At 59.5% G+C, this 21556-nt stretch carries 25 protein-coding genes, 2 tRNA genes and 1 rRNA gene; 14 read left to right on the plus strand and 14 right to left on the minus strand.

Annotation, left to right across the window (positions count from 1 at the left end):
* Positions 1-128: 128 nt before the first annotated feature.
* The gene (gene rpmF / locus B5G34_RS13720) at positions 129-326 is read right to left on the minus strand and encodes a 50S ribosomal protein L32 (RefSeq protein ID WP_087338623.1); all 198 of its coding nucleotides are present in this window, start codon (positions 324-326) and stop codon (positions 129-131) included.
* Between the two features lie 41 nt (positions 327-367).
* Complete coding sequence (locus tag B5G34_RS13725) at positions 368-868, minus strand: DUF177 domain-containing protein (RefSeq protein WP_087338626.1); 501 nt, start codon at positions 866-868, stop codon at positions 368-370.
* Positions 869-1055: 187 nt separating this feature from the next.
* On the opposite strand from B5G34_RS13725, the gene B5G34_RS13730 reads away from it, so the two are divergent.
* From B5G34_RS13730 to B5G34_RS13765, 8 genes are all read left to right on the plus strand, one after another.
* Complete coding sequence (locus B5G34_RS13730; RefSeq protein WP_087338629.1) at positions 1056-2018, plus strand: RluA family pseudouridine synthase; 963 nt, start codon at positions 1056-1058, stop codon at positions 2016-2018.
* Between the two features lie 164 nt (positions 2019-2182).
* Positions 2183-3352 (plus strand): ABC transporter ATP-binding protein, encoded by a 1170-nt coding sequence (locus B5G34_RS13735; RefSeq protein WP_087338632.1) that lies wholly within the window; start codon positions 2183-2185, stop codon positions 3350-3352.
* Complete coding sequence (locus B5G34_RS13740; protein WP_087338635.1) at positions 3342-4190, plus strand: ABC transporter permease; 849 nt, start codon at positions 3342-3344, stop codon at positions 4188-4190. Before B5G34_RS13735 ends, B5G34_RS13740 begins: the two co-directional genes overlap by 11 nt.
* Positions 4187-5047 carry an ABC transporter permease gene (locus B5G34_RS13745; RefSeq protein WP_087338638.1) on the plus strand — a complete coding sequence of 287 codons (861 nt, stop codon included), beginning with the start codon at positions 4187-4189 and terminating at the stop codon, positions 5045-5047. The genes B5G34_RS13740 and B5G34_RS13745 overlap by 4 nt, the downstream gene beginning before the upstream one ends.
* A 73-nt stretch (positions 5048-5120) precedes the next feature.
* Positions 5121-6200 carry a spermidine/putrescine ABC transporter substrate-binding protein gene (locus tag B5G34_RS13750; protein WP_087338642.1) on the plus strand — a complete coding sequence of 360 codons (1080 nt, stop codon included), beginning with the start codon at positions 5121-5123 and terminating at the stop codon, positions 6198-6200.
* Positions 6201-6313: 113 nt separating this feature from the next.
* Complete coding sequence (locus tag B5G34_RS13755) at positions 6314-6709, plus strand: thioesterase family protein (protein WP_087338646.1); 396 nt, start codon at positions 6314-6316, stop codon at positions 6707-6709.
* 1 nt (position 6710) lies between these two features.
* A complete protein-coding gene (locus B5G34_RS13760) occupies positions 6711-7196 on the plus strand; it encodes a YbaK/EbsC family protein (RefSeq protein ID WP_087338649.1) in 486 nt (161 codons plus the stop codon).
* An 18-nt stretch (positions 7197-7214) separates the two neighbouring features.
* A complete protein-coding gene (locus B5G34_RS13765) occupies positions 7215-7799 on the plus strand; it encodes a DUF308 domain-containing protein (protein WP_087338651.1) in 585 nt (194 codons plus the stop codon).
* A 32-nt stretch (positions 7800-7831) separates the two neighbouring features.
* On the opposite strand, the gene B5G34_RS13770 is transcribed toward B5G34_RS13765, so the two are convergent.
* The 6 genes from B5G34_RS13770 to B5G34_RS13795 form a co-directional block, all read right to left on the minus strand.
* Positions 7832-8512 (minus strand): LrgB family protein, encoded by a 681-nt coding sequence (locus tag B5G34_RS13770; protein WP_087338653.1) that lies wholly within the window; start codon positions 8510-8512, stop codon positions 7832-7834.
* Entirely contained in the window at positions 8505-8870 is a 366-nt protein-coding gene (locus B5G34_RS13775; RefSeq protein ID WP_087338656.1) for a CidA/LrgA family protein, read from the minus strand. Before B5G34_RS13775 ends, B5G34_RS13770 begins: the two co-directional genes overlap by 8 nt.
* A gap of 170 nt (positions 8871-9040) precedes the next feature.
* Positions 9041-9700: a TIGR03936 family radical SAM-associated protein gene (locus B5G34_RS13780; RefSeq protein WP_087338659.1), complete on the minus strand. Its 660-nt coding sequence runs from the start codon at positions 9698-9700 to the stop codon at positions 9041-9043.
* On the minus strand, positions 9693-11528 hold the full coding sequence (locus tag B5G34_RS13785; protein WP_087338661.1) for a TIGR03960 family B12-binding radical SAM protein: 1836 nt from the start codon (positions 11526-11528) through the stop codon (positions 9693-9695). Before B5G34_RS13785 ends, B5G34_RS13780 begins: the two co-directional genes overlap by 8 nt.
* Positions 11529-11713: 185 nt before the next feature.
* The gene (locus B5G34_RS13790) at positions 11714-12838 is read right to left on the minus strand and encodes an SLC13 family permease (protein WP_087338664.1); all 1125 of its coding nucleotides are present in this window, start codon (positions 12836-12838) and stop codon (positions 11714-11716) included.
* Positions 12839-12980: 142 nt separating this feature from the next.
* Positions 12981-13205: a DUF6514 family protein gene (locus tag B5G34_RS13795; protein ID WP_275532300.1), complete on the minus strand. Its 225-nt coding sequence runs from the start codon at positions 13203-13205 to the stop codon at positions 12981-12983.
* Between the two features lie 254 nt (positions 13206-13459).
* Between B5G34_RS13795 and B5G34_RS13800 the strand changes: the two genes are divergently transcribed.
* The 4 genes from B5G34_RS13800 (at position 13460) to B5G34_RS13815 (ending at position 16254) form a co-directional block, all read left to right on the plus strand.
* A complete protein-coding gene (locus B5G34_RS13800; RefSeq protein WP_087338668.1) occupies positions 13460-14215 on the plus strand; it encodes a helix-turn-helix transcriptional regulator in 756 nt (251 codons plus the stop codon).
* 135 nt (positions 14216-14350) lie between these two features.
* Positions 14351-15193: a stalk domain-containing protein gene (locus tag B5G34_RS13805; protein ID WP_162609487.1), complete on the plus strand. Its 843-nt coding sequence runs from the start codon at positions 14351-14353 to the stop codon at positions 15191-15193.
* A gap of 43 nt (positions 15194-15236) precedes the next feature.
* Complete coding sequence (locus B5G34_RS13810) at positions 15237-15641, plus strand: RNA polymerase sigma factor (RefSeq protein ID WP_242957057.1); 405 nt, start codon at positions 15237-15239, stop codon at positions 15639-15641.
* The gene (locus B5G34_RS13815) at positions 15625-16254 is read left to right on the plus strand and encodes a hypothetical protein (protein WP_087338676.1); all 630 of its coding nucleotides are present in this window, start codon (positions 15625-15627) and stop codon (positions 16252-16254) included. Before B5G34_RS13810 ends, B5G34_RS13815 begins: the two co-directional genes overlap by 17 nt.
* Before the next feature lie 39 nt (positions 16255-16293).
* Here B5G34_RS13815 and B5G34_RS13820 read toward each other — a convergent pair whose 3' ends face one another.
* The 3 genes from B5G34_RS13820 to sfsA form a co-directional block, all read right to left on the minus strand.
* Complete coding sequence (locus B5G34_RS13820; RefSeq protein ID WP_162609488.1) at positions 16294-16989, minus strand: GNAT family N-acetyltransferase; 696 nt, start codon at positions 16987-16989, stop codon at positions 16294-16296.
* Between the two features lie 82 nt (positions 16990-17071).
* Complete coding sequence (locus tag B5G34_RS13825; protein WP_087338682.1) at positions 17072-18793, minus strand: ammonium transporter; 1722 nt, start codon at positions 18791-18793, stop codon at positions 17072-17074.
* 195 nt (positions 18794-18988) lie between these two features.
* Complete coding sequence (gene sfsA / locus B5G34_RS13830) at positions 18989-19669, minus strand: DNA/RNA nuclease SfsA (protein ID WP_087338685.1); 681 nt, start codon at positions 19667-19669, stop codon at positions 18989-18991.
* Positions 19670-19754: 85 nt separating this feature from the next.
* On the opposite strand from sfsA, the gene B5G34_RS13835 reads away from it, so the two are divergent.
* Together B5G34_RS13835 and B5G34_RS13840 are read left to right on the plus strand one after the other, a co-directional pair.
* Complete coding sequence (locus B5G34_RS13835) at positions 19755-20384, plus strand: DUF1643 domain-containing protein (protein WP_087338688.1); 630 nt, start codon at positions 19755-19757, stop codon at positions 20382-20384.
* 189 nt (positions 20385-20573) lie between these two features.
* Entirely contained in the window at positions 20574-21146 is a 573-nt protein-coding gene (locus B5G34_RS13840; protein ID WP_087338691.1) for an aminoglycoside adenylyltransferase domain-containing protein, read from the plus strand.
* A gap of 34 nt (positions 21147-21180) precedes the next feature.
* On the opposite strand, the gene rrf is transcribed toward B5G34_RS13840, so the two are convergent.
* From rrf to B5G34_RS13855, 3 genes are all read right to left on the minus strand, one after another.
* A 5S ribosomal RNA gene (rrf, locus tag B5G34_RS13845) occupies positions 21181-21296 on the minus strand.
* Positions 21297-21368: 72 nt separating this feature from the next.
* A tRNA-Lys gene (locus tag B5G34_RS13850) sits at positions 21369-21444 on the minus strand.
* 3 nt (positions 21445-21447) lie between these two features.
* A tRNA-Glu gene (locus B5G34_RS13855) sits at positions 21448-21522 on the minus strand.
* Positions 21523-21556 lie beyond the last annotated feature (34 nt).

Genomic DNA, 21556 nt, shown 5'->3' on the forward strand with positions numbered 1-21556 from the left:
TTCTCCTTTTGATCAGGTTGAAATGGGCCGATGGGGCATCGGCCCTACGTTCCGGATATGGATTATTCTATCCTATTTCCGGGCAAAAAGAAAGAGGGGCTTCTCTCCCCTCGTTCTTTTTCGGCTATTTAGTTCGCCTCAGCAGTGTTTTCCACCTTGCCGAACTCATGGCCCTTGTAGGTCATGCAGCTCTTGCACATCCGGTGGGGCAGGCGGAACGCACCGCACTTGGGGCAGGTGGTGACGCCGGGAGTCTCCAGCTTCCACACGGAGCTGCGGCGCTTATTCCGGCGCTGCTTGGACACTTTACTCTTAGGGACTGCCATTTATGACACCTCCTTAGGTTCATGCCCTGGCCGGGCAAATCTTACTCATCTTTATCCAACAGCTGCGCAAGTGCAGCCAAACGTGGATCGATCTCTTTTCTGCATCCGCAGGGTCCCTCGTTCAGGTTGGCGCCGCAGGTGGCGCACAGACCTTTGCAGTCCTCCGAACAGACGTGCTTGGAGTCCATGGACAGCACCAAAGCCGTGGTGAACACCTCGTCCAAATCCACGGCGCCGTCCTCCAGGAGCACGATCTCGTCGTTCTCCTCATCCTCAAGGGTCTCTGCCAGCAGAGTGCTGACGGGCAGATGCAGCTCCTGTTGGAAAGGCTTGAGGCAGCGGTCACACACCAATTCCAGGGTGGTGTCCGCAGTTCCTTCCAGCAGCAGGGCTCCCGCCATATTCCGTACCGCCCCATGGATCTTAATAGGGTGGGCAAAGGGCCGCTCCCCGTAAAAATCCAGATCGGACAGATCCAACTGGGACTCAAAGGGCAGAGACGCGCCCGGTACGTGAAGTATCTCCTTCAGATTAAAGCGCATGATACCCTCCTCATAATGGTACGCGGAATATTATAGCGAAAATACTTCCGGTTGTCAAATCTTTTTTTCAACTTTTTTCTGCCACTTTTTCCAGGCCTTCTCCCCGGCCCGGCTTGCGCTTCTCTATGGAAACCAGTATAATATATCATTACTGAAAAAATTGCGCTCCGGCGCTTCGGAGGTCATTATGCGGGAATTTACCATTGGAAAAAATGACGCCGGGCAGCGGCTGGACCGGTGGCTGGGCAAGACCCTGCCCCTCCTCCCCGCCCCCCTGGCCCAGAAATACATCCGCCTGAAGCGGGTGAAGGTCAACGGCAAGGGGTCCCAGCGGGATGTGCGGCTCCAGGTGGGGGATTTACTGCAATTATACATCAACGACGAGTTCTTTGACCAGCCCCGGGAGGACAACGCCTTTCTTGCGGTGTTCAAGCCCAAGCTGGATATCGTCTATGAGGATGAAAACCTGATGCTCCTCAACAAGCGGCCCGGCCTGCTGTGCCACGCCGACGAGCATGAGAAGGTCAACACCCTCATCACCCACATCCAGGCCTACCTTTATCAAAAGAAGGAGTGGAATCCCCGGGACGAGCACTCCTTCACTCCCGCCCTGTGCAACCGCATCGACCGCAACACCGGCGGCATCGTCATGGCGGCCAAGAACGCCGAGACCCTGCGCATCCTGAATCAGAAGATCAAGGACCGGGAGATCGCCAAGTTCTATCTGGCCATCATCCACGGCAAAATGACGCCCCCCCAGGGCAAGCTGGAGGGCTTTCTGCTGAAGGACGAGAGCCGCGCCCAGGTGAAGGTGTTCCACAAGCCGGTGCCCGGCGGAAAGAGCGCCGCTACCTTATATAAGACATTGAAGGCCAACCGAGGGCTGTCCCTGGTGGAGTGCGAGCTGCTCACCGGCCGCACCCACCAGATCCGTGCCCAGTTCGCTGCCGCCGGCCACCCCCTGCTGGGGGACGGCAAGTACGGCCGGGAGCGGGATAACAAGCAGTACGGCCGCTCCTTCCAGGCCCTCTATTCCTACAAGCTGGAGTTCATCTTTCCCACCGATGCGGGGCTCCTGGAGTACCTGCGGGGCAAGGTGTTTACTGTGGACGATGTTGATTTTGTGGCAGAGTATTTTCCTGAATCATAAGTATAGATGCTCCATGGGGATCAGGCCGTAAAATCCCTGAAAAAAAAGCGGTTTTATTATTGACATTTTTCGCAATTCCATATATATTTGTTTCGTCATAAGGGCGTACCCAACCGCCGGTTTGGGTACGCCCTTTACTACCGTTTAGAAATGGGGGAGGATACATGTCCAAGGAACTGATCCGCCTGTCGGATTGCTTCATGAAATTTGACGACGACGTCATTCTGGACCACATCAACCTATATATCAACGACAAGGAGTTCCTCACGCTGCTCGGTCCTTCCGGGTGCGGCAAAACCACGACGCTTCGTATCATCGGCGGCTTTCAGAAGCCTACCTCCGGCGACGTGTATTTTGACGGCGTGAGGATTAATGACGTTCCCCCTCATAAGCGGAAGGTCAACACCGTCTTTCAGAAATATGCCCTGTTCACCCATATGAACATCTTTGAAAACGTGGCCTTCGGCCTGCGGGTGAACAAAGTGCCCGATCCCAAGGACCCCAAGCGGCTCATCAAGATCCCTGAGTCCGAGATCAAGGAGCGGGTGGAGGAGGCCCTGGCCCTGGTGAACCTGGCCGGCTACGGCAAGCGGTCGGTGAACTCCCTCTCCGGCGGCCAGCAGCAGCGGGTGGCCATTGCCCGGGCCATTGTCAACCGGCCCCAGGTCCTCCTTCTGGACGAACCGCTGGGCGCCCTGGACCTGAAGCTGCGCAAGGACATGCAGATCGAACTGAAACGCATTCAGCAGCAGGTGGGCATCACCTTTATCTACGTCACCCACGATCAGGAAGAGGCCCTCACCATGTCGGACACCATCGTGGTGATGAACGAGGGCAAGATCCAACAGATCGGTACCCCCGAGGACATTTACAACGAACCCAAGAACGCCTTCGTGGCCGACTTCATCGGCGAGTCCAACATCATTGACGGCATCATGCACGAGGACTATGTGGTGGGCATGTATGGCCGGAAGTTCAAGTGTCTGGACAAGGGCTTCGCCCCCGGCGAGGCGGTGGACGTGGTCATCCGTCCCGAGGACATCGACATCGTTCCCGAGTCTGAGGGCCAGCTCACCGGCACCGTCACCGAGGTCACCTTCAAGGGTATCCACTATGATATCATCGTGGACTTCCGGGGCTTCAAGTGGCTCATTCAGACCACCGACTACTCCCCCGTGGGGGCCAAGATTGGGGTGAAGATCGACCCTGACGGCTTCCACATCATGAAGAAGAGCCAGTACTCCGGCACCTTCGGCGACTACAGCTCCTACTCCGCGGAGTATGACGAGCTCAACGAGGACCGGCTGGAGGAGGAAGACAACGATGAGGAATAAGTGGCTGGCCGCGCCCTACGTGGTATGGATGGCTCTCTTCGTGGTGGCCCCCCTCATTCTGGTTGTGATCTTTGCCTTTACCGGCCAGGACGGCAGCGTCACCCTGAGCAACTTCAGCAACATGGGCACCTATATTCCCGCTTTCCAGCACTCCTTCGTGCTGGCCTTTGTGGCTACACTGATCTGCATTCTCATCGGCTATCCCCTGGCCTACTTTCTGTCCCGGGAGGGGCTGATGGTGCGCAAGGTGGCCATGATGCTCATCATGCTGCCCATGTGGATGAATTTTCTGCTGCGGACCTACGCCTGGATGTCCATTCTGGACGACAACGGCCTCATCAACCAGTTCCTGTCCGCCATCGGCTTTTTTGATCTGTGGAACGCCATCTTCGGCACCAACCTCCAGTTTTTCCGCATGATCAACACCCCCGGCGCCATTGTGCTTGGTATGGTGTACAACTTCCTGCCCTTCATGGTGCTGCCCATCTTCTCGGTCATCGACAAGATCGACCCCAAGGTGGTGGAGGCCGCCCAGGACCTGGGCGCCAACAGCTCCATGGTGTTCCGGAAGGTGATCTTCCCACTGTCTCTTCCCGGCGTGCTGTCCGGGGTGACCATGGTGTTCATCCCCTCGGTGTCCACCTTCGCCCTGTCCCGCCTGCTGGGCGGCGGCAAGACCCTGCTGCTGGGCGATCTCATTGAGATGCAGTTTTTGGGCAATGCCTACAACCCCCACCTGGGCTCCGCCATCGCCCTGGTGATGATGGTGATCGTACTGGTACTGATGGCAATCATGAACCGCTTCGGCGAGGGTGAAGAGGGGGTGGCTGTGCTGTGAGAAAGCATCGAATCCCCTCCCGCCTCTTCACGCTGCTGGTGTATATCTTCCTGTACGCCCCCATCGTGCTGCTCATCGTCTTCTCCTTCAACGCTACCAAGAGCAACCGGGTATGGGGCGGCTTCTCCCTGGACTGGTATGTGGAGCTCTTCCACAACACCCGTCTGCTGGGGGCCCTGCGCACCACCATCATCCTGTCGGTGCTGGCCGCCTTCATCGCCACCATCCTGGGCACTGCCGCCGCCATCGGCTTCTACTCCATGCGCCGCCGGTCCCGCAGCATCTGCCTGTCGGTGAACAACATCCCTCTGACCAACGCGGACATCATCACCGGTGTGTCCATGATGCTGCTCTTCGTGTTCGCCATCGGGGTGTTCAATGACAGCTTCCTCAGCGATTTACTGGGTGTGCGCTGGCGCACCGGCTTCGGCACTCTGCTGATCGCCCACATCACTTTCAACGCACCCTATGTGATCCTGTCGGTGATGCCAAGGCTGCGGCAGCTGGACCCCAACGTGTATGAAGCAGCTCAGGACCTGGGCGCCTCGGGCTGGTACGCCTTCCGGAAGGTTATCCTTCCGGAGATTATGCCCGGCGTGCTCAACGGCCTGATCATTGCTTTCACCATGTCCATCGACGATTTCGTCATCAGCTACTTCACCAAGGGCTCCGGCGTCACCACTCTGGCGGTGGAAATCTACACTATGGTGAAAAAGCCGGTGACGCCCGAGATCAATGCCCTTTCCACCCTGATGTTCCTGGTGGTGTTTGCCCTGCTGCTGACCGTCAATATCCGGCAGGCACGGCAGGAGACCGCCTCCCAGCGGCGGAAGGCCAAGCTCAACCCGGGCCGGTAAGGTCCGCTCTCTGCGGTAACATGCCCTCAGGGCTGTTATAAAATTAATTTCCGAAAGGGGATAAAGAAAGAAATTGAAAAAGTCTCTTGCACTTCTGACCACCTCCGCGCTCTCTCTCAGTCTGGTGCTGGCCGGCTGCGGCGGCAACTCCGGTGAGTCCAAGGATCCCGGCTCCGCCGATAAGGGTGTCGTCAACGTCTACAACTGGGGCGTCTATATTGACGAGTCCGTCCTGGAGGACTTCACCGCCGAGACCGGCATCAAGGTGAACTATGACACCTATGAGAGCAACGAGTCCATGTACGGCGTGCTGAAGAACGACGGCGCCAGCTACGACGTGGTCATCCCTTCCGACTATATGATCTCCCGTATGATCGAAGAGGATATGCTGGAGCCTTTGAACTTCGACAACATTCCCAATTTTGAGGATGTGGACCCCGCATTGAAGAATCCCGACTACGATCCTGAGAACCTGTACAGCGTGCCCTACATGTGGGGCCTGCTGGGCATCATCTACAACACCACCATGGTGGATGAGACCCCCACCAGCTGGGCTACCATGTTCGATGAGGACTATGCCGGCCAGATCCTGATGTTCAACAACTCCCGTGACGCCATCGGCGTGGCCTTGAAGTACCTGGGCTACTCCTACAACACCACCGATGAAGCCCAGATCAAGGAGGCCGTGGATCTGCTCATCCAGCAGAAGCCTCTGGTGCAGTCCTACGTCATGGACGAGATCTTTGAGAAGATGCAGGGTGGTTCCGCCGCCATCGGCGCCTACTACTACGGCGACTACCTGACCATGGCCGAGGTCAACCCCGATCTGGCCTTCTGCATCCCTGAGGAGGGCACCAACCTGTACGTGGACGCTATGTGCATCCCCAAGAACGCCGAGAACAAGGAGAATGCCGAGATCTTCATCAACTATATGTGCTCCACCTCTGCCGGTCTGAAGAACTGCGAGGAGATCTGGTACTCCTCCCCCCTGCTCTCCGTCCGTGAGGAGCTGGATCCCGAGGTATCCGGCGATCCCTACGCCTATCCCGACGAGTCCATCCTGGCCCAGTGTGAGAGCTTCCAGAACCTGCCCGCCGACACGCTGGCCCTCTACGACTCCGAGTGGACCCGCCTCATGCTGGCCTCCAACTAAACACACTGAAAGAAAGCCGCACCGCTGTGTGCGGCTTTCTTATTGCCTTCTTTGGGCAGATGATGTAAAATGATACTCGCACGAACCAATTTTCCAGAAAAGGAGCCATCTCTATGTCCATTACCGTAGGAATGAAGGGTCGGGCCGAAACTGTGGTCACCCCTGAAAATACTGCCGCCGCGGTAGGCAGCGGCCTGGTCCCCGTGTTTGCCACCCCCGCCATGATCGCCCTGATGGAAAGCGCCGCCGTCAACGCGGTACAGTCGACTCTGGAGGAAGGCCAGGGCACCGTGGGCACCCTGCTCAACGTCACCCATGACGCCGCTACTCCCGTTGGCATGAAGGTATGGGCCGAGGCGGAGATCACCGCTGTGGAGGGCCGCAAGCTCACCTATACTGTGAACGCCTTTGATGAGGCCGGTCCCATCGGCAAGGGAGAGCATCAGCGCTTCGTCATCCAGGCCGACCGCTTCCTGGCCAAGGCCCAGGCCAAGAAAGAGGGGAAGTAATATGTCCATTGAGAAAGGCCGCGCTTACCTGCGCCAGCGGGGCTATGAGGACCGCATCAAGGAGTTTGACGTATCCAGCGCCACCGTGGAGCTGGCCGCCCAGGCCGTGGGGTGCGAGCCCGCCCGCATCGCCAAGACCCTCTCCTTTGTCCATGAGGACGGCGCTGTGCTCATCGTCTGTGCCGGCGACGCCAAGATCGACAACTCCAAATTCAAGGCCCAGTTCCACCACAAGGCCACCATGCTCACCCCCGAGCAGGTGGTGACCTTTACCGGCCACGAGATTGGCGGCGTGTGTCCCTTCGGCATCGAGCACCCCAACACCGTTACCTATCTGGACGTCTCCCTCCAGCGCTTTGACATTATCTATCCTGCCGCCGGCAACGCAGCGTCGGCGGTGGAGCTCAACTGCGAGGAGCTGGCCCAGCTGTCCAACAGCGCCGGCTGGATCGACGTGTGCAAAGGCTGGCAGGCCCCCCAGTCCTAACAGAAAGGTGGTCATTTCATGAAAGAGCGTCTGAAAAATATGACGGTCAGCTTTGTCTTCCTCTCTGTGCTCTATCTGCTGCTGGGCGTCGTGCTGCTGCTGTGGCCCACCCTGGTGATGGACATCATCTCCTATGCCTTCGGCGCCATCCTGCTGCTCTACGGGCTCTTTGCTATCATGGGTTTTTACCGCAGCGAGGACCGCAGGGGAGGCGCCTTCCTGGGGCTTTTCCTGGGCATTGTGGCGGCCGCTGTAGGGGCCATCATGGTGCTCTACCCCCCGCTGATCCAGAGCATCATTCCGGTGATCCTGGGCCTGTATATCGCCATTGACGGCCTGCTCAGCGTCAAGCGCACCCTGGAGCTCCAGCGGATGGACTACGCCCGTTGGAACGTCAATCTGATCCTCTCCGTGATCTCCGCCGCTCTGGGCATCTTTGTGGTGTTCCACCCCCTGCTCACCGAGGCCGCCCTCTTCCGGGTCATCGGCGTGGTACTGATCTATGCCGGCGGCTCCGACCTGTGGACCCTTTTCCAGCTGTCCCGGTGGACCAAGGAGTACCGCAAGACCCATCCGGTGGACATTGATCCCATCGACCTGTAAAAAAAGACGTGCTGCTGTGCAGCACGTCTTTTTTACATCAGAACCAGGGAGAAGATCACGGTGACCAGGCCGCATACGCCGATGGCCAGGCCGCTCATGGCTCCCTCGGTCTCCCCCAGCTCCAGGGCCTTGGAGGTGCCCACCGCGTGGGAGCAGGCCCCGATGGACAGGCCCGCCGTAATGGGATCCTTGACCCGGAAGAGGCGGATCAGCAGGGGCGCCAGGATACTGCCCATGATGCCGGTGAGGATCACCGCCACCACGGTGATGGAGGGGATACCCCCGTGGGTCTGGGACACACTGACCGCGATGGGGGTGGTCACCGACTTGGGCAGCAGAGAAGCAGTCATGGCCTCATCCAGCCGGAAGAGGCGGCACAGTCCCAGCACGCTGCCCATGGACACCAGGGAGCCCACCACACAGCCCACCAGGATGGGCAGCCAGTTCTCCTTCAGCAGCTTCATCTTGCTGTAGATTGCCACTGCCAGACAGGCCGTGGCGGGGGACAGAAACAGATTGATGAGACTGCCGCCCTGGTTGTAGTTCTCATAGGGAATACGCAGGGCCAGCAGCACACCGATGACTAAAATGACCGCCACCAGCAGCGGATTGCAGGCCACCAGCCCCGTCTTTTTTTGCAGCTGAACGCCGATCCAGAAGGCGGCAACACTGAGGGCCACCCCAAAGAAGGGTGAGTTGGTCCACTCAGCCATGGCGCTTCCCCCTCTCCATCAGACGCAGGGTCAGCTTGATGCTCAGGGCGGTGGCTCCGAATACCAGCACGGTGGTCACCAGGCAGATGACCAGCAGGGGCACCAGGGCGCTGCCCAGCACGTCAAAGTAGTTCATCACGCTGACGCCGGCGGGCAGGAAAAAGAAGGCCATGTTGGCCAGCAGAAAGTCCGCCTTCTCCCGCACGTGCTCCAGCTTCAGCAGACCGGTGGACAGCAGGAGCAGGAGGAGCACCATGCCGATGACACTGGCCGGAAAGGGGATGGGCAGCAGGCTCTCCAGGATCTGGCTTACCCAGCACACCCCGAAGATCACGCCCACCTGACAGAGCAGTTTCATTGTATATCGCCTCGCTCAAGGGTTTCCGGGCTGATTTCCGTCAGCCCAACAGGCCTCATTGTAGTCCCATGCCCCGCCGTTGTCAATCAATGATTCTCCCAAAATACGCCGCCGCTCGCCACAAAAAACAGACCTTCCGCCAAAGGCGAAAGGTCTGTGAAAAGGTCGGTTTATTCCCAGGGCTGGAACTGCTCGTCCAGCACCGCCCGGCGGTGAAACACCGCGTAATCGGGGGCGGCATCCGGGCAGTAGGTGCGGATAGCCGCCACGATCAGCTCCGGGTTCAGGCCCGGATTCTGGGCCTTCAGCACCAGGTCCAGAGCAATGGTATCCCGCCGCTCCTCCACGGTAGCCTTGGCGATCAGCGGGATCAGATCCACCTCCACCTTGCCGGTTTTGGCCTTCTTGCTCCGCTTCTCCATCACCAGGCTGTCCCGGCTCAGCAGGCTCCGGATGGCGGACTCCGCCCCGAAGGGGGCCCCCGCCTCATACTCCAGGGTGACGATATAATTGACGTAGCACAGCTCCTTCACCGGGCGCACGCCCTCATAGCACCGCTGTACGGTGATCCCGGCAGGAAGGGCCGCGTTCATGCGTGCAGGTACCTCCTCCAGAGGGGTGTCCAGCACCTGGCATTCCAGTACCTCACAGCCGCTGGAATAGCCCACCGACAGGGGCAGAGGGATGGACACGAAGGCATGGGGATTGAAGCCCTCGGTGTGCTTGATGTGGATGCCCGCCCGCAGAAAAGAGCGCTGGAAGGTGCGCATCAAATCCAGGTGGGAAATAAATTTGGCGGTATCCGCCTTGGAAAAGGCCAGTCTATGCATCACACTTTCCTCCCGGATACAGCTTATTGGCGCCGCAGCCGGTGCACTGGACCCGGCAGTCCGGCGTAATGACCGCCTCATAGGCCCGCTCCCGCTCCCGCCACAGGAAGTTCTTGGTCACGCCCACACTGGTCACGTCCCAGGGCAGCAGCTCGTCCCGCGCCCGGGTGCGGTTGGCGTAGAAGGTGGGGTCCACGCCGCAGCTCTCAAAGGCTGCCATCCAGCGGTCAAAGTCAAAGTATTCGCTCCAGGCGTCAAACTTGGCGCCCTGCCGCCAGGCCGCCTCAATGACGTCGGCCACCTTCCGGTCGCCTCGGGCAAAGACAGCCTCCAGGAAGCTGGTCTGGGAGTCGTGCCAATTATACTTGATGGAGCGGCCCTTCATGTGCTCCCGCAGCAGCTTGACTCGCCGCTGATATTCCTCCATGGTGATCTGGGGCTCCCACTGGAAGGCGGTGTGGGGCTTGGGCACAAACCAGGCGGTGGACACGGTGATGGTCACCCCCCGCTTGGGGTTGGGGGTGACCTCCTTCCAAGCCTTGTACACCTTCTCCGCCAGATCGGCGATCCCCAGCACATCCTCGTCGGTCTCAGTGGGCAGACCCAGCATGAAGTAGAGCTTCACGCTGCTCCAGCCGCCGGAAAAGGCGGTGCGGCAGGATCGGAGGAGATCCTCCTCGGTGACGTTCTTGTTGATGGCGTCCCGCAGCCGCTGGGTACCCGCCTCAGGGGCAAAGGTCAGACCGGACTTGCGGACGTGCTGCACCCGCTCCATCAGGCCCAGGGAGAAGTTGTCCGCCCGCAGGGAGGGCAGGGACAGGGACACCCGGTTGGGCTCGCACCAGTCCAACAGCCCGTCGCACAGGTGCTCCAGAGGCCGGTAATCGCTGGTGGACAGGGAGGACAGGGTCATCTCCTGGTAGCCGGAATCTTTGCAGGCCTCGATACCCTGCTGGAGCAGCAGCTCCGGGTCACGGGACCGGACCGGCCGGTAGGCATAGCCCGCCTGGCAGAACCGGCAGCCCCGGATGCAGCCCCGAAAGAGCTCCAGCATCACCCGGTCATGGACGATCTCGGTGGAAGGCACGATGGTCTTCACCGGGAAGTAACTCTTGTCAAAATCCTGCACGATGCGCTTGGTCACCACGGCAGGGGCCCCCTCTTTGGGCGTCACCTGCTCCAGAGTGCCGTCGGCACGGTAGGTGACATCATAGAGGGCGGGCACATACAGGCCGGGGATCTGGGCGGCGGCGGCCAGGAACTCGTCCTTGCTCCAGCACTCCTCCCTAGCTTTGCGGTAGAGCTGGATGATCTCCACACTCACATCCTCGCCCTCGCCCAGGACGAAGATGTCCACGAAGGGGGCCAGGGGCTCGGGATTGTAGGCGCAGGTACCGCCGGCGATCACAATGGGTGACAGGCCGTAACGCTCCTCCGAGCGCAGAGGCAGCCCGGCCAGGTCCAGCATATTGAGCACATTGGTATATGCCATCTCATAGCCCAGGGAAAAGCCGATCAGGTCAAAATCCGCGATGGAGTCGCCGCTCTCCAGGCCGTAGAGCAGGATGCCCTCCCGGCGCATCTCCTCCTCCATGTCGCCCCAGGGCGCGAACACCCGCTCGCACCAGACGCCATCCATCTCATTCATGACGCCATAAAGGATACGCATGCCCAGATTGGACATGCCGATCTCATAGGTATCGGGGAAGCAGAGCGCATAGCGCACATCCACCTCGCGCCGGTCCTTCACCACCGCATTATACTCCCCGCCGGTGTAGCGGGCAGGCTTCTGCACCCGGGGAAGGATATGTTCCAACGTACGATTCATGTCATGCCGAACCCTCTCTATTTGAATATCCGCCGGCGTCCGGGACCTGTCCCGCAGCGCCGCAGACGCGGCCCACCCGCTGTCCGGGCCGCCGCAATATGCAAAAGAAGCAGTATATTATTATACTATGGTTGATTCTTAAATACAAGCTGTAATCCCATCATATTTGTACCAAAATCCACCATTCAGGCCGGGATCAGCCCCATCAGCGCCACGCTCCCCACCAAAACAGCCAGAGCCACCACATTGGCCACAGTAAAGACCAGCAGATAGCGGCCCAGCCGGGCCCCGGGAGACTTCAGATAGGCCTTCAGGGAAATGAGACTGGCCAGAGAGGCGATGGGGGTACCCAGTCCGCCGATGTTGGTACCCAGCAGCAGGCCGTGCCAGTCGGTGGTAAAGCCGGAGAGCAGCACCGCTGCCGGCACATTGCTGATAATCTGGCTGGACACACCGGAGGCCAGGGCGGTGTTCTTCTCCATGATGCGGGTGAGCACCTCCCGCACCGGACCGCAGGCCCCCACGTTGCCCGCAAAGAGGAAAAAGCAGAAGAAGGTAGCCAGCAGCCCGTAGTCCACCTTGCGGAACAGGCTCCGGTCAAAGATGAGCATACCGGCCAGCACCACCGGCAGCAGGGCGGGATAGGGCAGCACCCGGAATACCGACAGCAGACAGAGCACGAACAACAGGATCATCAGGATCAGATGGCCGGGGCTGCGGATCTCCGCCTTCTCAGCGAAAGTGACCCGGATACCCTCCGGCTTGACGCACAGGCAGGCCACCGTCAGGCCCACCAGACTGACCAAGGTCAGCGGAAGCATGGCCGAAAAAAACTGCCCGGCGCTCAGCTCATAATTGGCGTAGATGTACAGGTTCTGGGGGTTACCCACCGGGGTGGCCATGCTGCCCAGATTGGCGGCGATGGTCTGGAGCACCACAACATAAATCAGCCGCTCCATCCGCCCGATCAGTCCCAACACCAGCACCGCGAAGGGCACAAAGGTAATGAGTGCCACATCGTTGGTCACCAGCATGGACACAAAAAAGGGCAGCAGCACCAGGGCCAGGGTCACAAAGCGCATCCTACGCTCCCCCGCCAGCAGCCGCTGGGCCAGCACCGCGAAGACGCCGCACTCCTGCAGGCCGGCCACCACCGCCATCAGGCAGAACAGCAGGGTGAGTACCCGCCAGTCAATATAATTCAGATAGGCCGCCGACGGCGGGTTGAGCGCCATAGAGGCCGCGGCGCATACGGCCGCGATGCACAGCACCGGCTCCCGTTTCCAGAATGGGCGCTTGGTTTGCTCCATGACTGGTTGCCTCCTTTGAACACGACGAAAAAGCCACCCGGGCGGGTGGCTTTTTGCTCTTTCTCGCTTGATCGCCTTTTGCCGGTTTCAGTTTACCTGATTCCGGGTTTTCGGTCAAGTGGTTATGTTTATTTTCCGCTCTTCAGGAGCGCCGAAAATCTTCCACGACGTCGGCAAGATGTATGGGGGACAGCCCCGCGTTGTTGCAGCACTCTGCCAGGCGGTTGACCTCCTGGAAGTCGGTGGAGATCCGCCCAACGCAGATTCCGTTATGTCCCCGAATGCCGTACATCTGAGGCCGGGAGGCCCTGTCCAGATATACATGGTACGTCATGTGGTGATTGCTCATGGTTTCCTCTCTCCTCAATTTCTCTGATGATAGTTTTGATTTCGCTCTTTCGCGACAAAATTCGCCCTTTTTCCTCTCGAAAAAGTGCTATACTGTTTGTCACCAAAAATCTCCTCTCTTTTCGCGCCCCCTTTCAACATCTTGTAGTTTTCCCTCTCCGCATACTCTATATAATGTATTCCGAGAAGATTGTCAATGCTCACAGGCCATTTTGTCCACTGACCGGGAGGTTTTGACCGCATCCGGTCGGCGGTCTTTCTGGAGGTGCGCTCATGTCGCTGATGGTGGAAAAGCTGGCATATTTGAAAAAACTGCGCCATTTGACGTCGGAGGATATCTCCCGGCTGTCCGGCGTTCCCCTGGGGACGCTGAACAAGATCCTGTCCGGGCAGACCAAAAATCCGGCGGTAGGCCCCATGGACCGCATCACCCGGGTTCTGCGGGTCCCCATCCGCTATCTGCTGGATGACGAGGTGCCGCCGGAGTGCTGCGTCACCGCCAACAGCCAGGACGGCGTGGTGCTGCTCTCCCCTGAGGAGCTGCGCCTGCTGCTGGAGCTGCGGCGGCTGGAGCCCCGCCGGCGGCGGACCGCCGGGGTCATGCTGACCCTGATGAGCGCCGCCAGCGTCAAGTCCATCGGCACCGTGTCGGTGAAGCGCACCTTCTGCTACAGCGTCGGCACATCGAGTGCTCCGCCCCTCAGGGCCATTCTGATCCCAGAGGTGGACACCGCCGCCCAGGAGGCCGACTTTGCGGTGCTCCTCAACGACAGCAGTATGGAGCCGGTCTATCCCTCCGGCGCCGTCTTGCTGTGCGCCCAGCGTCCCCCTACCCCCCAGGAATACGGCGTGTACATTCTCAATCAGGAGGTTCTGCTCCGCCGCCTGTGCCGCCGCCGGGGCGTGACCAAGCTGCTGGCGCCCAGCCTGGCCTACCCTGATCTGCAGGTGGGCGAGGAGGACTATCTGGACTGTATGGGCGCTATTACCGGCCAGGCCCGGGGCTGCCGCTGGGAGCAGACGCCCTAGTCAATTTCTCAAAGACCGCTGCAAAAAGCAGCGGTCTTTTTTGCTTCCTCTGCAACATTTCCCATCTCCCGGCTGTATCTAAAGTGTCAAAGCAAGCGAGCTTTACCAACTCAATCAATGGAAAGGACGATTATTATGAAAAAGCTCACACCCGCTCTGCTGTCCCTTGCCCTGGCCGGTACCCTCTGCCTGCCCGCCATGGCTGCCCCCCTGGCCGCCGATTCCGTCAATGATGTCAATACTGCTTCCGGCTACACCCTGCAAGTCAACGGCTCCGACACCGAGATCGACGTGTGCGTCATGGTCCCCCTGCGGGCTCTGGCGGAAGAGCTGGGTTTCACCGTGGTCTGGAACGGCGACAGCATCCGAGTGGACACCGGCGACGTCCACACTGACGTGACCCTGGGTGTGGACCGCTATGTGATCACCACCAGCAAAGAGGGTATGGTGGGGATGAGCGCCCCCTTCTCCCTGGGCTGCGCGCCCTACGCCACCAACGGTGTGACCTACGTTCCCCTGTCCCTCTTTGATGCCCTGCTGGGCAATCGTGAGGACGCCATCACCGGCGACAGCGGCGTCATCTCCATCCAGACCGACACCTCTGCCCAGATCCCCAATCCCTTTGTGGACTGCGACACCCTGGCCCAGGCGGAACAGCTGGCCGGTTTCTCACTGACCCTCCCCGCCGATATCAAAGCCCACGGTATTTCCGTACTGCCCGGAGATATGATCCAGGTTCTGTGTGAGCACGGACTTTCCATCCGCAAGGCTCTGGGTGACGAGGACATCAGCGACGACTACAATACCTATCCTCAGGTGGAGACCGTTGCTGTGCAGGGGCACGCCGTTACCCTGAAAGGCGAGGGCGATCAGGTAACGGTTGCGGTGTGGACGGCGGACGGCTATACTTATGCTGTCCACAGCGAAACCGGCCTGAGCCGGGACGCTGCCCTCTCCCTGGCTTTCCAGGTAGCATAAACCTGGTGCAGGGTCCCCATTTCACCAGAAGGAGCCGATGCCGATGACCGCCGTCTGTCCTCTGCGCCGCCCCAGGAGCTTCCGGCTCCTGCGCACCGCCCCTGTACTGGAAAGCCCCCGACACGAAAAAGCCTGGCTGCTGCGGGTGGCCGCCAATCTGAGCAAAAACCGGCTGAATTATAATCGCTTGCGTGAGACCGACGAACTCAGCGACACCCTGGCTGCGGAACAGCGGGAGGACCTCTCTTTTGTGTGGGAGGCCGTCAAATCCCTGCCGGAGCATGCCCGCGCCGCCATCCACCTCTTCTACCATGAAGGCTGCTCCACCGCCGAAATCGCGTCCATTTTGGACCGGAAGGAGTCCACCGTCCGGTCCGACCTGCGGCGGGGCCGGATGCAGCTGAAAGAAATTCTGAAGGAGGCGTATGACTTTGGGCCGGAGCTATGATGAGCTTATGTCCAGGATCCAGGTTACGGAACTGATGCGGGCCCGGGTGCTCCGCCGGTTGGAGCAGGAGGAACTGGCTCCGACCCGTCCCAGCCGCAGAGCCTGGCTGCGGCCCGCTCTGGCGGCAGCCGCCTGTCTGGCCGTGTTGGCCGCCGGTATCTCGGTGCTGCCCCGGATGTACGCCCCCACACCGCTCCCCACCCCCTCCGGGCCGCTGACCGTGGCTCCCGGTTTTCAGGACGTCTCCTCCGCCGCTGAGCTGGCCGACACAGTCGGCTTCCCGGTGTCCGATCTGAAGAAGCTCCCCTTCCTGGTGGAGCGAAGCACCTACACCGCTTATAGCGGGGCCATGGCCCAGATCCGCTGCGAGGGCGGCGGCCAGTGGGCCCTGTTCCGCAAATCGACAGGTACGGAGGACAACTCCGGGGACTATACCGCCTATGCGTCGGAGCTCTCCTACGATCTGGACGGGCTGTCCATTACCCTGAAGGGGGAGGATCAGGACGCCTATCTTCTGGCCATTTGGAACGACGGGACCTATACCTGCTCCCTGCGGCTCTCCTCTCCCCTGTCCCAGGCTCAGTGGGACGACCTCATTACCGCCAACAGCTGAAAAAGCGGGCGCCGCAGCTGCGGCGCCCGCTTTTTTCATTCAGTTAGGCAGCATTCGGAACCACTTGCTTTGAATACCCGCTGCTTTAAAGCCGGTCCGGCGATAGAGAGAGAAGGCGCTTTCGTTATCGGTGGCTGCCAGCAGCTTGCAGCAGTCAAAGCCCTCCCCGGCCAGCAGGCCCATGGTGCCGTAGAGCAGCTCCCGGCCCAAACCCTGTCCCCGCGCATCCTTATGCAGGGCAATGCCCTCGATCTCCGGCGGGTCCTGGGTCAGATCCAGTTCATACACCCCCACAGTCACGCCATCCACCAGAGCAAAGCCGCAGCGGTGACCTTCCTCCAGCGCCCGCTCCAGGTCTGCGGGGCCGTAGGTGGCGGAATTGGGCATCTCAAAGAAACATTCGTTGTGCAGGGCCAGCCATGCCCCGCCCCTCGCCCGGGTCAGCGGCTCCAGCGTAAGCCGCTCCGGACGGCCGGGCAGCTGGGACAGCTCCCGCTGCAATATTAAAATATCCCTCACAAATTCCAGCCGGCACTCACCAAAACAGCCCTCTTCCAGCGGCGCGCCGGGGTCCCTGGATGCCACAAACAGCTCGGTGGCCCCCTGATTCAGCAGCTCCTGGCGGCCACGGTTCAGCAGCTCCTCCAACTCCCCCGTCCTGCAGTGCTGGATGGCCAGATAGCCTTTTCCTTTGGCTGTAATCTCTCCGGCAAAGATTTGATAGGCCGACTCCATGCCCATTCCTCCCTGTGATGATTGCTACCACTATACCACAGCCCCCCGGACTTTGACAAGTCCGGGGGGCTGCTGTAGCTTATCACTCCTCGCCCTGGAGCGCATCGTAGCCGTGCTCGCCGGTACGCACCTTTACCACATCCTCCACATCGTAGACAAAGATCTTGCCGTCGCCGATGCTGCCGGTGTAAAGGGCCGACTTGGCTGCGCTGACCACCTGGGAAACAGGCACCTTGGACACCACAATGTCCACCTGTACCTTGGGCAGCAGATTCATGGTCATGGGCACGCCACGATAATACTCCGTCTTGCCCTTCTGGATCCCGCAGCCCAGCACCTGAGTCACCGTCATACCGGTTACACCGATCTCATTCATGGTGTTCTTCAGTTCCTCAAACTTGGCCTGGTTGCAGATGATGGTCACCTTGGACAGCTTGACGTCGGAGGCAGGCACACCGGGCGCGGACACCACCTGCACCGGCACCGCCTCATCAGGCGTGACCTTTCTGGCTCCGCCCTCTGTGACGGGCTCGGGATAAGCGTTGGCCTTGGCAACCGCTGTCATGCTGGTAGACTGACTGAAATCAGCATAGGCAGTAGGCAGGCCGTGCTCGTGGATGTCCAGCCCTTCCAGCTCCTCCACCGCGGAGGCGCGCAAGCCCACCGTGTGCTTGATGACATTGAAGATAATCAGCATGGCCACAGCCACCCAGGCGATGACGCTGACCACACCCAGGCACTGGGTCAGGAAGAACTTGACGCCGCCGCCATAGAACAGGCCGCCGTCTACAGCCAACAGACCGGTCAGCAGAGTACCCATAGCGCCGCACACACCGTGGACGGAGATGGCACCCACCGGATCGTCGATCTTGGCTACCTTATCGAAGAACTCCACCGCCAGAGGAAGCACGATACCGGCACAGGTACCGATGATGGCGGCCCCTGCCACAGAAACCATGTCACAGCCGGCGGTAATGGCCACCAGACCACCCAGCGCCGCGTTGAAGGTCATGGATACATCGGGCTTGCCGAAGCGGATCCAGGTGAACAGCATAGTAGTCACACAGGCCACAGCAGCCGCCATGTTGGTGGTCACGAAGATGCTGCCGGCCGCTACCAGCGTATCATCGCCGGTCATGGAAACAGTGGAGCAGCCGTTGAAGCCGAACCAGCAGAACCAAAGTACAAAGACGCCCAGCGCGGCGATGGAGAGATTATGGCCCAGAATGGCCCGGGGCTTGCCGTCCTTATCGTACTTACCGATGCGGGGCCCCAGGATCTTGGCGCCGATCAGCGAGGCTACGCCGCCCACCATATGAACTACGGTGGAGCCGGCGAAGTCGTGGAAGCCCATCTGAGACAGCCAGCCGCCGCCCCAGATCCAGTGGCCGGAAATGGGGTAGACCACCGCGGAGATCATCAGAGAATAGATGCAGTAGGAGATAAACTTGGTGCGCTCAGCCATAGCGCCGGACACGATGGTGGCGGCGGTGGCACAGAACACCGTCTGGAAAATAAAGAATGCGAAGAAGGGGACTCCGTCCGGCAGGATGGCGGAATAGTCGCCCCGGACAAAGGGATCAAAGCCACCAATGATGGCTCCGGCCCCGCCAAACATCAGGCCGAAGCCCAACAGCCAGAAAATCGGTGTGCCGATGCAGAAATCCATCAGATTCTTCATCAAAATGTTGCCGGTGTTCTTGGCGCGGGTAAAGCCCGCCTCACACATGGCAAAGCCGGCCTGCATGAAAAAGACCAGCGCGGCGCCTAACAGCACCCAGATTGTGTTGACCGATGAATACATACACTCATTCCTCCCTGAAAAACAAAAGCGCCCGCTTCGCCTTCCGCGGCGAAACGAGCGTCTCTGCTTGATGGGTGCGGTGTATGCTCTTTTTTTTGCATCTGTCAAGGGCTATCTTGCACATTTGGAAATAGTCCAGAAATTCTCCAGTTCTATTTCTATATTTTTGCAAGTTTTAGATATATATCTTTCATTTTAAAGGCGTACTGCTACCGGTCCTGCCATGGTCAGCGTTTCTGGTGTGACCCTGCATTCCTGGGCCAGAACCCTGACGCCAGCCTGGGCCGCCTTCCGCAGCGCCGCGCCGAAGGCCGGATGGGTAACATCGTTGGGCGCAAAATCCTTCATGCCTGCCATCTGGATCACAAAGCACACCGCTGCCTCATAGCCCTCTGCCTGACAGCGGATCAACTCCTCCAGGTGCTTGACGCCCCGCTCTGTGGGCGCATCGGGAAATCGGGCATGGCCGTCGTCCTCCAGGGTGACCCCCTTGACCTCCACAAACCCCCGGCGCTCTCCAGCCTCCCAATAGAAATCAAAGCGGGAACCGCCCCAGGTGGTCTCCGGCCTCAGCAGAGTCAGGCCAGGCAGAAAGCCGCCTTCCTCCGCCCACTCCTGAAAGACCTTATTGGGGGCCTGGGCATCCATATTGACCAGCATATCCCCTTTTTCCACCGCAATCAGGTCATACTTGGTCTTGCGGGCCGGATTGCGCCCCTCCTCCAGATAAACAACAGCCCCCGGCACCAGCAGCTCCCGGCAGCGGCCCGTGTTTTTCACGTGGACCACTTCCATGGCTCCATCCACCTCCACATGGGCGATGAAGCGGTTGGGCCTGGTATGAAAAATGCCCTTTTTTACGGAATGGTATTGCATTGTGTCTCTCCTGCCTGTATCCTGATAGGGAAAGTATAGCATCGGGCGGCAGTTCATGCAAGCCGTTCCCTCAGGAGGTCATCTTATGCACATCCCTACCTGTGATACCGCGCAGCAGGCCATAGTCCCCTTCTCTCAGGCTCTGGACGAGGCACTACAGCCCCAGCCGGACTATGACGTGTCCCGGTGGCTCTATGTTCCCAACCGCTACTGCGATTATCGTTACATACTGGGTACCCGGGGCAACCGTCCGCTGATCTGCGTGGGCATCAACCCCTCCACTGCCGCCCCCAATGCCCTGGACAATACCCTGAAGTCGGTGGAGCGTATCGCCTTGGGCAACGGCTATGACAGTTTCATCATGTTCAACGTGTATGCCCAGCGAGCCACCCGTCCCGACGATATGGAGAAGGAATGCAATCCCGCGCTGCACGAGGAAAATATGGCGGCCTTCCGCTGGGCTCTGGAGCAGACCAGAACCGGCTCTCCCGCCGTGTGGGCCGCCTGGGGCGCCATCATTGAGAAGCGGGGCTATCTCTCTCACTGCCTCAACGACATGATCCGCATTGGCCGGGAGCTGGACGCCACCTGGTACTCCGCCGGTGCCCGCTCCAAGAAGGGCCATCCCCACCATCCCCTGTATCTGCGCAAGGACAGTGGTCTGGACCCCTTTGACGCCGCCCTCTATGTGGATCAGGTCCTTTCCAAACTTTGAGGCAACCCTATGGAATGTAATCTTCTCCTATAGCAAATCTCCCAGCGGTACCAACGGATCCTAGGAGCCAACCTTCTGGGCATTTTCGTTCACGGCTCCCTGGCCTTCGGCTGTTTTCACTGGCAGAGCAGCGATGTGGATTTTCTGGTGGTCACCCGGCAGGAACCTGCGCAGGTCCAAAAGGAGGCCATGATTCAGATTCTGCTGGACCTGCTGCCCCTCTCTCCTCCCAAGGGCTTGGAGATGAGTGTGGTGCTATCAGAGCACTGCACGCATTTCCGCTACCCCACACCCTTTTCACTCCACTTTTCTCCCATGCATTTGGACGCCTGCCGGGCTGATCTGGCAGGATACTGCCGTAGTATGCACGGCGAAGACAGGGATCTCGCAGCCCATTTCATGGTAGCACGAAAGGTTGGCTTCTCCATCTATGGTCCGCCGCCGGCACAACTTTTAGGTCCGGTGCCCCGCGCCTGCTATTTAAATAGTATTCTTCGCGATATCGCTGATGCGGAGGATGAAGCGCCTGTAAACCCTGTCTATTTTATTTTGAATCAGTGCCGGGTATTGGCCTTTCTGCGGGATGGATTGATCTGTTCCAAAGAAGCCGGCGGTCTCTGGGCTCTGGAGCACCTGGATATTCGCTGGTCTTCCTTAATCCGCTCCTGCCTGGATGCCTATCAGACCGGCGTCCCACTCTGTCCGGAACCCAATATCCTGTCCGCCTTCTGCCGTATGGTACAAAAAGAAATTCGAACATAACAAAAGACGGACTTCCAAAGAAGTCCGTCTTTTGTGTTGGCGTTACCTATCTTCCCGGTCCGTCTCCAGACAAGTATTTTCGGCGCAGGTGAGCTTAACTTCCGTGTTCGGGATGGGAACGGGTGGACCCTCACCGCAATCAACACCAACTACTTTCCTCCAAAACGAGGCAAGCTAAATTTTAGGCTCTCTACGGAGCGCCACACGACGCTCCATAGAGAATGGTGCGCCTTCACGGATTCGAACCGGGGACCCACTGATTAAGAGTCAGTTGCTCTACCAGCTGAGCTAAAGGCGCATTTGGTGACCCGTGCGGGAATCGAACCCACGTTTGCGGCGTGAGAGGCCGCCGTCTTAGCCGCTTGACCAACGGGCCATTGGTGCGCCTTCACGGATTCGAACCGGGGACC

It is taken from the genome of Flavonifractor sp. An82 (assembly GCF_002159265.1).
Lineage (GTDB): Bacteria > Bacillota > Clostridia > Oscillospirales > Oscillospiraceae > Flavonifractor.